This window comes from Streptomyces sp. NPDC096040, from assembly GCF_040303265.1.
GTDB lineage: Bacteria > Actinomycetota > Actinomycetes > Streptomycetales > Streptomycetaceae > Streptomyces.
Genome location: NZ_JBEOTA010000002.1, coordinates 43,610 through 55,710 on the forward strand (window position 1 = coordinate 43,610; position 12,101 = coordinate 55,710).

The 12,101-nt window shown below is 71.9% G+C and carries 7 protein-coding genes; 3 read left to right on the plus strand and 4 right to left on the minus strand.

Features of this window, described 5'->3' with window-relative positions; genetic code table 11:
* Nucleotides 1-19: 19 nt before the first annotated feature.
* Both ABTY98_RS02060 and ABTY98_RS02065 read right to left on the minus strand, forming a co-directional pair.
* Complete coding sequence (locus ABTY98_RS02060; protein WP_352218930.1) at nt 20-2,332, minus strand: glycosyl hydrolase family 95 catalytic domain-containing protein; 2,313 nt, start codon at nt 2,330-2,332, stop codon at nt 20-22.
* A 770-nt stretch (nt 2,333-3,102) separates the two neighbouring features.
* A complete protein-coding gene (locus ABTY98_RS02065; protein ID WP_352218931.1) occupies nt 3,103-3,945 on the minus strand; it encodes a ricin-type beta-trefoil lectin domain protein in 843 nt (280 codons plus the stop codon).
* A 395-nt stretch (nt 3,946-4,340) separates the two neighbouring features.
* On the opposite strand from ABTY98_RS02065, the gene ABTY98_RS02070 reads away from it, so the two are divergent.
* Genes ABTY98_RS02070 through ABTY98_RS02080 form a run of 3 tightly spaced genes read left to right on the plus strand, consistent with a single transcriptional unit; the run spans nt 4,341 to nt 10,679 of the window.
* Nucleotides 4,341-4,913 carry a sigma-70 family RNA polymerase sigma factor gene (locus tag ABTY98_RS02070; RefSeq protein WP_352218932.1) on the plus strand — a complete coding sequence of 191 codons (573 nt, stop codon included), beginning with the start codon at nt 4,341-4,343 and terminating at the stop codon, nt 4,911-4,913.
* A complete protein-coding gene (locus ABTY98_RS02075; protein ID WP_352218933.1) occupies nt 4,910-6,088 on the plus strand; it encodes a hypothetical protein in 1,179 nt (392 codons plus the stop codon). Before ABTY98_RS02070 ends, ABTY98_RS02075 begins: the two co-directional genes overlap by 4 nt.
* 52 nt (nt 6,089-6,140) lie before the next feature.
* On the plus strand, nt 6,141-10,679 hold the full coding sequence (locus tag ABTY98_RS02080) for an FtsK/SpoIIIE domain-containing protein (RefSeq protein WP_352218934.1): 4,539 nt from the start codon (nt 6,141-6,143) through the stop codon (nt 10,677-10,679).
* 63 nt (nt 10,680-10,742) lie between these two features.
* Here ABTY98_RS02080 and ABTY98_RS02085 read toward each other — a convergent pair whose 3' ends face one another.
* Nucleotides 10,743-11,054: a hypothetical protein gene (locus ABTY98_RS02085; RefSeq protein ID WP_046730425.1), complete on the minus strand. Its 312-nt coding sequence runs from the start codon at nt 11,052-11,054 to the stop codon at nt 10,743-10,745.
* A gap of 46 nt (nt 11,055-11,100) precedes the next feature.
* Nucleotides 11,101-11,955, minus strand: coding sequence for a hypothetical protein (locus tag ABTY98_RS02090; RefSeq protein WP_352218935.1), 855 nt, complete (start codon nt 11,953-11,955; stop codon nt 11,101-11,103).
* Between the last annotated feature and the right edge of the window lie 146 nt (nt 11,956-12,101).

Here is a 12,101-nt window from a genome sequence, read left to right on the forward strand (position 1 = left end):
CCTGCCTTCCGGTCGGTGGTTACGGCAGTCCCCACGCCGCGCCCGGTTCGCTGACGGCGACCGGCGCGATGACGAGGTCGGGGCGGGAGCCGGAGTGTACGAGCACCTCCCGGCCGCGGGGGAGGTCGATGGCGAGGGTGCCGTCGCCGAGGTCGTGGGTGCGGGCCGGGGTGCCGTCGTCGAGCAGGACGGTGAGCGGGCTGGTCAGGCCGTGGCGGAGCTTGAGGGGCTCACCGGCCAGGCTCCTGATCCGGATGAACCGGGTGGTCCCCGCCTTGCGGACGGCGCTGACCAGGAAGGCCCCCTGGGTGCGGAAGTTGTGCAGGGTGAGGTCCGCCCAGGCGGTCGGTACGGCCGGGAAGACGCGGACGATGCCGCCCCAGCTCTGGCAGAACATGTCGTGCAGGGACTGCGAGGCGGACAGCGGGGTCTCGATGACCGGACCGGCCTCGGTGTAGTGGGTGTTGGCCCGGCAGGGGTAGCGGGTCGTGGGGTCGAAGAACTTCCGCAGGTAACCGATCGCGGTGTCGCCGTCGCCGGTCATCGCGTACATCGAGGCTGCCCCGGTGTAGCTGTAGCCCCGGTGGGCGCCGGTCAGCGCGTGCCAGCGGACCACGGACTTCGTGATCAGGTCGCGGTTCTCGGGCTGGTCCCAGTTGACCAGGTACAGCGGGTACACCATGAGCAGGTGCGAGTAGTGCCGGTGGGACTGGGCGTACGGGGTGTCGGCGCCGATCATGAAGCCGTTGTCGTCGACCGGGTACGGGGTGAGCCGGGCCAGCACCTCCTGCCAGCGGGGCTTCGACTCGTCGTCGATGCCGAGCAGTTGGGCGGAGTCGAGGAGGGTCTGGCAGCCCCAGCGGATCAGGGCCAGGTCGTAGTTGGTGTCCTGCGGCGGGACGACCGGGTACTCGGGCGAGAGTGTGCTGGGGAGGTGCAGCTTGCCGTCGCTGCCCGGGGTGAGGAAGTGCAGGTAGTAGTTGATCGCACGGCGCAGCACCGGGTAGATCGTGTCCCTCAGCAGGGACTTGTCCATGGAGTGCCGGTAGGACAGCCACACGTTGTGCAGGGCCCAGGTCAGATCGCCGGTCTCGGCGCCGGTGCCGGGCTGTCCCACCTCGCGGACGGCGAACATGTCGGAGCTGCGGCCGATGCCGGAGCTGTCCGAGCGGTAGGCGGCGGGCACGTTGGCGGTGAGCTGTTCCTGGTTCTGGCGCAGGGTGGTGGCGAGGGCGTCCAGTTCGGGGTGGTTGAAGGCGTGGATCAGCCAGTACTCGAGCTGGACGTTGAGGTTCCACCAGACCGCCGGCCAGGGGGTGGGCTCCAGCCAGGGGCCCGGGGTGGCCATGACCGGGCCGTCCGCGCGGCTGGCGCAGGCCACCTTGTAGAGCTGGATCCAGTGGAAGCTCTGCAGCCGCTGGTCGGGGAACGACACGAAGCTCTTCTGGTAGAAGGCGTGCCACCAGCGGGTGTGCCGTCGTCTGAGGGTGCCGTACGACCCGGCGCGGCGAAGGTTGCGCCGGGAGTCGGCCTCGGCGGCGGTGTCCGAGGGGAAGCTGTGACCGACGCTCAGCAGGAGTTCGTCGCCGTTGCGGCGGTAGGAGGTGGCCGTCTGGCCGCCGCCGGTGAGAGGTTGGAGGACCTGCTCGGTGCCGTCGGCCGAAGTCCGCTCGGTCCAGGGCGGATTGGCGGTGTAGCCGGCGGGTGGTGACTCCTGGATCTTCCGGGGGCTGATGGCCTCTTCGGGGTGGAAGGTCCAGGTGACCTGTTCGCCGCCGTGGGCCGTGGCGCGGACGGCGAGGACCTCGTCGTGGATGAGGGCGGCGAGGGTGAGGGTGCCGGCCGTGGTGGTGACGGTGCCGGTGAGTTCGGCGTTCCACAGGCTCAGCCGCCAGTCGACGGCGGTGACGGTGCCGGCCGGTTCGAGCGTGAGGTGTCCGACCGGGAGGCGGGCGGTGCCCCAGCCGCTGCCGAACTCGGGCCGATGGTCCTGGACTCTGCCGTGCTGGACGGTGAAGCGGATCTTGTTGGCGCCCGGCTCCTGGTAGATCATGCTGCCGAGCAGCCCGTCGCCGAGGAACGGCCCCTCGTACCAGAGGGTCGGCAGCTTGCTCCACAGCAGATCCTGGCCGCGCAGGAACCGGTCCCAGGCGCCGTCGGTGGTCATGGTGTCGCGGAGTTTCCAGGGGCGTCCGCGGGCGCCCGTCGCCACTGAGGGCTGCTGTTCGGCATGTGCGGTTCCGGGCAGGGCCGCGGCGGCCGCGCCACCGAGGGCGGTGCCGAGCACGGCTCTGCGGGGCACCGGTGAACGTTGCTCCGGCTGCGAGGTCATCGTCGTCCTCCATACCTGACGGATCCTCGATACATCGGGTGTATCGGGGAACCTAGCAGCCCGCGCGGAGCTGTCAACAGCCCCAACGGATGAGCAATAGCCTCAACTCGCCAAGGTGAGCTTCGCGTTCACATCAACAACCGTGACCTAAGTCCTTGACTCCTCCGATGTATCGAGGTTGTCTGTGCTGCGGATCCGGGTCTCCAACCGACTCGGCACGGCACCGCTCGCACCCGGCGGACCGGGACGCGGTGAGCGAGCCGGTGCCGCTGCGATTGCCGTCCGACGGCAACCTCCTTGTTAGCCTCTACACCCAGGCCGACTCGAGCCCGGCGGATCACCGCTCGGTTCTGCGGACGTCGTCCATCGCCCCGGACGGCGACCACACTGCCGACGGGGACAGCACGTCGTACACCACGACGACCGGTTCCGGTTCGACGTCGAACGCAAACCACCGCCGGCCCGACCGGCGCGCCGCCCGGCAGCCCCAACCCGGCCGATCCGGCCGCCTTCGAGGTCGCGTACCGCGCGATCGGGGCCCGCGCACACGCCCACGGCATCCGCGCCGCACGGCGGCAACGGCGGCTGGACCGCAGCCCGCGAGGCGGTACGGCGGTCCGTCAACGACCTGATCCGGTACGGCGGCGTCCTCGACACGGTCGTCGACTTCGGCGCCGTCGTCCACCATCCCGCCGCCCCCGGCCGGATCCTGCGCTCTTACGACGCCGGCGACGGTCCGCACTTCGGCAACGCGGAGGACCCCGGACCGGTCAGCCCTTGTGCCACTTCTGGTTGGCGGTGCCGGAGCACGTCCACAGCTGGAGCTTGGTGCCGTTGCCGGTGCCGTTGTCGGTGACGTCGACACACTTGTCGGCCAGCGCGCTGACCAGGTCGCCGGCCGAGCTGAGGTAGAACAGCTGGGCTCGGTTGCCGCTGCAGTTGGCGACCTGGATCGCGGTGCCGTTCGCGGTGTTGCCCCAGGCCAGGTCCATGCACAGGCCGAGCGAGCGGATGGTGCCGTCCGACTGGAAGACCCACTTCTGCTTGGCCGCGCCCGAGCAGTCCAGGATCTCCAGCCTGGTGCCGTCCCCGCCCGCGTTGGTGACGTCGATGCAGCGCCCGGATCCGGTGCCGATCAGCGCCACGCCAGGGACGGTGGGGGTCTTGGTGGTGCTCCCGCCCGACGAGGACTTCCCGGAGGAGGACTTCCCGGTCGACGAGGACTTGGAGCCGCTCGACTTCGAACCGGATGAGGTGGAGCCCGAGTTCGCGTTCGAACCGGAGTTGACGGACCCGCCGCCGGACTGCTGCCCGGTCGAGCCGCTGCCCGTGCCGCCCCCGGACCCGGAGCCGCCGGAGGTGGTCCTGGCGGGCTTGTGGGAGGGGGTGTGGGACGGCGTCGGCGACGAGGACGGCGTCGGGGACTCCGAGGTGCTGGACAGCGTGGTCGGCTGCCCCGGCGCCACCGCCGCGGCCGGTGTGGTGTCCGGGTCCGGGAAGAGGTCGACATGGCTCAGCACCGGTACGGCCAGGGCGACGACGACGGTCAGTCCGGCCGCCGCGGCCACCGTCGCCCACACCCGTACACCCGGCACGATCCCTCGGCGGGGCATGGCGGGACGGCTGGCGAAGGTGTCACTGAAACGTCCCGCCGGATTGCCGGGCCGTTCCGCTGAGGGCCGGGGTTTACGAAGGGGCGGCACGTCGTCTCCTGAAGGTCTCGTGAAGGTCTCGGAACGCCCGGAACGAGCGGGACACAGGAACAGTAACCAAGGGACGGCGCAGGTCCGGAGGGCCGCACACGAAGATCCCGCCGAACGTCACCTTCCGTCCACCTATGCGGAGTTGCCTGTGACCAATCTGTTGAAGTCCGCAGCAATGGTGACTTCGGGAAGTCCCGTTTTTCGCGCTAGCGTTCGTGTCTGAAGCGTTTCACAGTGACACAGAGCAACACCGCAAGACAGCACAACAGCACAACAGCAACACCCGACACCGGAAGGCGGAGGCATTGAGCCTCATCGACCATGACCGCGCCGACGGCGCGGACCGGACGCTCGGCCTCCTGCTCGCGGAGCGCGACAGCCTGCGCCGCTTCGTGACCGGCATGATGGGGCGGGATCCCCACGGCGCGGAGGACGTCGTCCAGGAAACCCTGTTGCGGGCCTGGCAGTCGGCGGGCCGGCTGGACTGGCGGGACCGGCCCATCCGTATGTGGCTGTTCCGGGTCGCCCGCAACCTCGTGGTCGACGGACGGCGCCGGGACCGGACCGTCCCGGTGGGGATCACCGCGGCGGACTTCGGCGGTGCCATGCCGGCGCCCGTGCCGGACCACGCCGAACAGGTCGGTGACCGCCGGGTGCTGGTCTCCGCGCTGCGCACCCTGACTCCCCCACACCGCGAAGCCGTGGCCCGCGTCCATCTGCTGGGACAGGCCGGCGAAGACGTGGCCCGCCAGCTCGGGCTGCCCCCGGGCACGGTCAAGTCACGTACCCATCACGGCGTCCGCGCGCTGCGCGCCACCCTCGAATCCCACGGCTACCACCCGGCCGGAGCCGAGAAACTCCGGGGAGAGACGCGATGACCTCCGACACCATCACCACCCTGCTCGGCCTCGTCGGCGTTCTGGTGCTCGTCCTCGCCGTCACGCACTGGCTGGTGCGGCGCGGCGGCGGCTGGAAGGCCCTGTGGCGCCGGCTGGGGCGTGAGATCACTCTCACCGTGCGGGCGTTCACCGGTCCGGTGCGCACCGAACTGCGCTACCGGCGCGGATTGCGCCTGCTGGTGCGGCTGCTGCGCGACCCGGCCGTGTGGGCCGACGCCGAGCGGGCCACGGCCATGGCCGCGTCCGTCCGCCCCGGGGTCCGTCCCTACGGCGTGCTGGCCGGGCCCGAGTGGATGGCCGTACTGGTCGCGGCGGACGGCGACGCGCTGCGCGAGCCGCCGGAGCCCTGGGCGTCCGACGAGACCGACCCGCGGCTGTGGTGGATCGACCGCGCCGATCTGACGGACGACACCGAGGACCTGGCCGTACCGCTGCTGGTGTGCGTGGGGCACGACATGGGGCAGGCCGTGCTGCTCGACGTGCGCTCCGGGCCGCCCGCGCTGTCCGTGTACGGCCCGCCGCGCGCCGCCCGTACGGCCCGCGCCGTGCTCCAGGCAGTCGCCGCCCAGCTGGACGCCCGGCTGCCCGAGGGCCGGGTCGCCATCGCCGCCGGGGTGCACCCCCTGCATCCGGGGGCACCGGCTGCCGCCACCGTCGGACAGCCCGGCATCGAGGTCGCGGTGTGCGCCGACCCGCTGGAGCGGCCGCTGCCGTCCGGTCTGCGCCTGCTGAGCCTCGGGGTGGCCCGGGGCCGGACCCGGCTCCTTGAGATCGCGCCGGACTCGACGCTCACCGTGCACGGCGCACCGGCGGCCGCCCGGGTCGACGTGCTGCCGCTGTCGCGGGCCGTGGCCCGGACGCTGTCCGCCCTGCCGCCTTGTCCCGACCGCCCGGACGACGAGATCGCACGTCCGGTGGACGTCACCTCCGCCGCCGGTCCCGACCTGCTGCCGGACGAGCCGGACCTCGGCTCCGGCGCGGCGCCCGTCGCCGAGCCGACCGGTGTCTCGGCCACCCGGCCGGCCCCCGAGCCCGAGCCCGCCGCAGTGCCCGTACCCGTTCCGGGTGCGGCGGTCGAGAGCGACGACGACTTCGCGGAACCGAGCACCTCCGGTGCGGCCGGTGTCTCCGCGACCTCGCCGCCGGCGCCGTAACCGCCGTACCCGTCCCCCCGATTCCGCACGAACGACCGCCCGGCTGGGAGCCGTGAACCTCACCATCACCACCGTGGACGCCACGGACGGACAGCGCCGCGACCACCAGGTCCGGCTGCCCTCGAACGCCACCGTCGGCGATCTCGCCGCCGCGCTGACCCAGGACGAGGCCGCCGCCGGCGGCGCGGACTGGGCCACGGCCGGCGCGCCGCAGGCCCGCAACCTCTACGCCGACGGCCACCGGCTCGACCCCGCGACACCGGTCTCCGGCAGTGGGATCCGCGACGGCGGGCTGCTGGGGCTCGGCGGCCCGGCCCGCCCGGCCGACCTGGTCCGGGTCCATGACGACAGCGACCGGGACGGTGTCCTCGCCGAGGTGCACATCGTCTCCGGGCCCGGCGCCGGGCGCACCTGGCGGCTCGGGCCGGGCAGCCACGAGGTCGGCACCGACCCGCTGTGCGCCCTGCGGCTCGACGCCGGCCACGGGGTGCCCGAGTCGGGGCTGTGGGTGACGGTCGGCGCGGACGGCTCCGCGGCCTGGCACCGCATCGACGGCGACCCCGAGGCCACTGTGCGGGCCCGGCTCGCCTCGCCGCCGCCGGACGACGCCATCACGCAGCTGCGCAGGCCCCGCCCCCAGCCGCCGCGGGAACGCCCGGCGGGGCCGGGCCCGGTGCCCTGGCCGGTCGGTGAGGACCTGACCGTGGGTCCGGTGCTGCTGCGGATGAGCGCCCCGGTCGAGGCGGACGCGGCCGTCACCCCGTCCGCCGACGGGTACGGCGTGGACTACAACCGGCCGCCGCGGATCGCCCCGCATCTGGACGCCGAGCGGATCCGGCTGCCGCAGCCGCCGTCGCCGCCGCAGAAGCGGCCGTTCCCGACCGTGATGATGATCTCCCCGATCGTCCTCGGTCTGTTCATGGTCAGCATCTTCAAGTCGTACTACTTTCTGGTGTTCCTGTTCCTCAGCCCGATGATGATGCTGTCGAACTGGGCGACCGGCCGGCGTGCGGCCCGCAAGCAGTTCCTGGAGTCGGAGCGGGCCTACGAACAGCGCCGTGACGTCCTTGAGGAGCAGGTCCGGGACGCGGTGGTCGGCGAGCGGCGGGTGCGGGACAAGACCGGCCCGGACCCGGCGGCCGTCGCCCTGATCGCGACCGGTCCCGGCGGCCGGCTGTGGGAGCGGCGCCGGCGCGACCCCGACCATCTGGTGCTGCGTCTGGGCACGGTGGACCAGCCGTCGGTACGGGAGCTGGAGGACCCGGCGCGGGACGAGAACCACCGCTCGATCCGCTGGAACATCCCCGACACGCCGATCGGCGTCGACTTCACCGCACACGGTGTGGTGGGCATCGCCGGTCCGGCCGCCGAGGTGCAGCCCCTGGCGCGCTGGCTGGTGGCGCAGGCGGGTGTGCTGCACAGCCCGCGGGACCTGAGGATCGTCATCCTGACCGAGCCGGACCGGGTGGCGGACTGGGCGTGGACGCGCTGGCTGCCGCATCTCAAGCCCGGCACGGCCGGTGGGCCGGTGGTGCTGGTCGGCAACGACCCCGAGTCCACCGCCGCCCGGATGAGCGAACTGGTCTCGCAGGTGCAGGCGCGTCGCCGGCAGGCCGGCAACGACCGTGACGTGGTCTTCACCGACCCCGATGTGCTGGTGATCGCGGACGGGGCACGGCGGCTGCGTGACGTGCCCGGCATGGTCCAGGTGCTCACCGAGGGCCCGCGGGTGCGGATCTTCAGCGTCTGTCTGGACGAGCAGGAGCGGCTGCTGCCCGAGGAGAGCACCGGTGTGGTGCTCGCGGCCGACGGCCGGCTGACCGTGAAGCGCCCCGGCGCGCCCGACCTGCCCGCCGTCCGTGCCGACCGGGTCTCCCCCGAGTGGTGCGAGCAGCTGGCCCGCGCGCTGGCCCCCATCCGTGACGTCAGCCCCGAGCACGACGCCGGGCTTCCCCAGCGGGTCCGCCTCCTGGACCTGCTGGAACAGGAACCGCCGAACGCCCAGGCCCTGTTGGAGCGCTGGCAGCGCGACCCCGCCAGCACCTCGTTCCTCATCGGCACCGGCTTCGACGGGCCGCTCTCCCTGGACCTGGTGCAGGACGGGCCGCACGGCCTGGTCGCCGGTACGACCGGTTCCGGCAAGTCGGAGCTGCTGCAGACGTTCGTGGCCTCCCTGGCCGCCGCCAACCGGCCCGACGAACTCACCTTCGTGCTCGTCGACTACAAGGGCGGCAGCGCCTTCAAGGAGTGCGCCAACCTGCCGCACACCCTCGGCATGGTCACCGACCTCGACGCCCACCTCGTGGAGCGGGCCCTGGAGTCACTCGCCGCCGAACTCCGGCGCAGGGAGCAGGTGCTGGCCGCCGCCGACGCCAAGGACCATCCGGAGTACCGGGCCAAGCGGGCCGCCGATCCCTCGCTGGCGCCGCTGCCCCGGCTGCTGCTGGTCATCGACGAGTTCGCCACCCTGGTCCGCGAAGTCCCCGACTTCGTCCCCGGACTGATCAGCATCGCCCAGCGAGGCCGCTCGCTCGGCATCCATCTGATCCTGGCCACGCAGCGCCCGGCCGGTGTGGTCACCGGTGACATCCGCGCCAACACCAACCTGCGGATCGCGCTGCGGGTCACCGACCAGACCGAGAGCCAGGACATCATCGACGTCAAGGACGCCGTCGACATCTCCTCGGCCACGCCCGGCCGGGCCCTGGTGCGGCGCGGACCGCGGCAGGCGGATCCGTTCCAGACCGCCTGGGTGGGTGCCGAACGCCCCCGGCAGACCCCGGCCGCGGCGGCCGAGCCGGACGCCGGTCCCCGCAAGCCCGTGCGCTCCGTGGACGTCGGCTGGGCCGCGCTCGGCCACCCCGCCGGACTCCCCGCGGAGACCCGGACGGTGACCACCTCGGCCCCGCAGGGCCCCGCGCCGACCGACCTCCAGGTCCTCGTCGAGGAGATCCGCTCCGCCGCCGACCTGCTCGACGACTTCACCCAGCAACCGAGCCCCTGGCTTCCGCCGCTCCAGCGCCAGCTGGTCCTGGACGACCTGGACGAGCTCGGCGCCACCCGCGACGGCCGCCTGGTCATCCCCTACGCCCTGGAGGACGTCCCACAGCTCCAGCAGCGCCGGGTCGCCGTCGCCGACCTCACCACCTTCGGGCATCTGTACATCATCGGCGCGCCACGCTCCGGACGTACCCAGGTGCTGCGCACCATCGCCGGTTCGGCGGCCCGGGTGGCGGGCACCGCCGACGTCCACATCTACGGCATCGACGCGGGCGGCGGCGGACTCACCGCGCTCGGCGCGCTGCCGCACTGCGGAGGTGTGGTCTCGCGGCACGACCTGGAGCGGCTGGGCCGGATGCTGCGCCGGCTGAACCGGGAGCTGACCGAGCGCCAGGACCTGGCGCAGACGCACAGCGCGACCGGCATCGCCGAGCTGCGCAAGCTGCTGCCGAAGGCCCAGCGACCCGCGCACATCCTCCTGATGATCGACGGCTGGGACTCGCTGCAGGTCATCCTCGACGAACACGACCACGGCCAGCTGCTGCAGGAGGTCATCCGGCTGATGCGCGAAGGCGCCGCCGCCGGCATCCATGTCGTCGCCACCTCCGAACGCTCGCTGCTGGGCGGGCGGATGGCCGCGCACAACGACCACAAGCTGCTGCTGCGGCAGGGCGACCGCAGCGACTACCAGGCCGTCGGCATGATGCCGAACAAGATCCCGGCCGACATCCCGCCCGGCCGTGGCTGGCATGTGCTCAGCGGCACCGAGACCCAGGTGGCGCTGCTCGCCGCCGGCGGCGGCACCGAACAGGCGGAGGCGCTGCGCTCGATCGGCGAGACCGCCCGCAAGCGTGACGCCCAGGTACCGGACGCCCGGCGGCCGTTCCAGGTGGCCGTGCTGCCGCGCTCGGTGGAGTTCGCCCAGGCCTACGAGAAGGTGCGGGCGGCCCAGCGGCGGCCGATGTGGGGTCTGCTCGGCGTCGGCGGCGACGACGGCGGCCCCGTCGGCACGGACCTGGCCGGCACCGCCTCGGCGTTCGGGGTGTTCGGCTCGGCCGGGTCGGGGCGCAGCAACACCCTCGCCTCGATCGCGGTGTCGCTGCTGGCCGGGGGAACCTCGCTGGTCGTGCTCACCCCGCGCGAGTCGCCGCTGCGCGCCCTGGACCGGCATGCCACCGCCACCGTGCTCACCGAGAGCGACCCTTCGGCCGACACCGTCCGCGCGGCGCTGGACGCGCTGCCCGGACCGCGGGCTGTGATGATCGACGACGCCGATCTGATCACCAACTCGGCGGCGGACAAGCTCCTCAAGGAGATCGCCGTCTCCGGCCGTGACCAGGGTCTCGGCCTGGTCTACGCGGCCTCCGCGGAGGGCTTCCAGAGCGGCATGAGCGGTTGGACGCTGGCCGCCCGGCGGGCCCGGAACGGTCTGCTGCTCGCACCGAAGAACCTGTCCGAGGGCGATCTGGTCGGCCTGCGCCTGCTGCCCAGTGTGGTCCGTGCGGCCGCGCATCCGGGCCGGGCCTGGACGGCCGGTCCCGGCGGCACCCTGCTCGCCGTCCAGGTGCCGCTCACGCCACTGCGCGTTTGACCGGTACGGCAACGCGAAGAGGGCCTCCCCCGAAACTCCGGGGAGGCCCTCTTCGTACGGCGGTTACGAGTTGTTCTGCAGGCTGCTGCTGATGCCCTGGTCGAACTGGATCGCGTTCTCCTTGATGCCGTTGAACATCTCCGAGAAGTCGTTGATGCCCTTCACGGCGGCCAGCAGGCTGGTGTCGAAGTTGTTGTAGGTGGTCCGGATGACCTCGCTGGACTGCTGGAAGACCATGCCGTCGTCGACGAGGGTGTTGACCCGGTTGCGCAGGTTGCTGAGCACCGGCAGCAGGTTCTCGTGGGCGTCGTGCAGCAGGCTGACGACCTCCTCGATCTTGTGGTAGTCGAGGTTGATGCCGTTGTAGCTGGCCATGGGATTCCTGTCCGTTCCTGTCGATCTCGATGCGGTTGTCGGGCGGTCACCAGGCGGCGGGGGTGGAGTTGAAGTCGTCGTTCCCGCCGCCGTCGTCATCGGTGTTGCCGCCCACCTGCTGCCAGTCCGGCTGGTTGCCGTTGGCGTCCTTGGGGCCGCGGGTGTACTCGGTGCGGTCGCCCCCACTGCCGGTGGTGACCATCGTGCCGCTGCCGTCGGAGTTGAGGTTGGTCTCCGAGTGGACGGTGCTGCCGTCCGGGTACGAGGTGTCCGTGGTGTAGTGGTTGCCGTCGCTGGAGTAGTTGGTGACCGAGGTGTACGTCTTGCCGTCGTAGGTGACGGTGGACTCCTCCTTGATCACATGGCGCTGGTCGTCGAGCGTGAGATGCGTGTGGACGCTGCCGCGGTCGGTGGTGATCGTCTGGTCCAGGGGCGGGTCGCCCGGGTCGGTGGCGGAGCAGAAGTCCGGCATCGTGCCGTCCGGGCCGGGCACGCACTGGTCGAGGTGGGACTGCTTGTAGTCCCACAGGTCCTTGTCCCGGAAGTAGTTCTGCAGGCCCAGGTTGCTGCCCGTGATGCCCATGCCCTGGGACAGTTCCGAGTCGAAGGACAGGAACGCCTCACCCACCGAACCGAAGGCGCCCGCCAGTTCCTTGAGGCCCTTGTCCGCGTGGGACATCGTGCTGCTGGCGTTGTCGTAGAAGCTCGCGAGCGCGTCGGCCAGGGTCGAGTCGCCGAGGACCGTGAAGGCGTCGCTGGAGGTGTATCCGTCGTAGTCGCGCTGGCCCAGCCGGGAGAACGTGCTGTTGTCGAGGAGCGGACCGATGTCGCCGGCCAGGTTCTCCAGGTCCCGTTTGGCGTCGTTGAGGACGTTGTATTCGATTCTCAGGCTATCGGCCATGCGTGGGCCTCCCAGTCGCGACTCCGGTCAGTTGGACCACGCCGCACACGCCCCTCCGGTTCACCTGGGACGGCCGCTGTAACCCAGATCACGTGAACCGCAGCGGACGCTGTGGCGTGGTCAGTTGGGGAGGAACCGCCCCGAGC

Excerpts from the sequence above, each read along its gene's own strand:
- ABTY98_RS02075 (WP_352218933.1), top strand. The coding sequence starts at position 4,910 with ATGACCTCCGACACCATCACCACCCTGCTCGGCCTCGTCGGCGTTCTG.
- ABTY98_RS02085 (WP_046730425.1), bottom strand. The coding sequence starts at position 11,054 with ATGGCCAGCTACAACGGCATCAACCTCGACTACCACAAGATCGAGGAG.
- ABTY98_RS02060 (WP_352218930.1), bottom strand. The coding sequence starts at position 2,332 with ATGACCTCGCAGCCGGAGCAACGTTCACCGGTGCCCCGCAGAGCCGTG.
- ABTY98_RS02065 (WP_352218931.1), bottom strand. The coding sequence starts at position 3,945 with ATGCCCCGCCGAGGGATCGTGCCGGGTGTACGGGTGTGGGCGACGGTG.
- ABTY98_RS02090 (WP_352218935.1), bottom strand. The coding sequence starts at position 11,955 with ATGGCCGATAGCCTGAGAATCGAATACAACGTCCTCAACGACGCCAAA.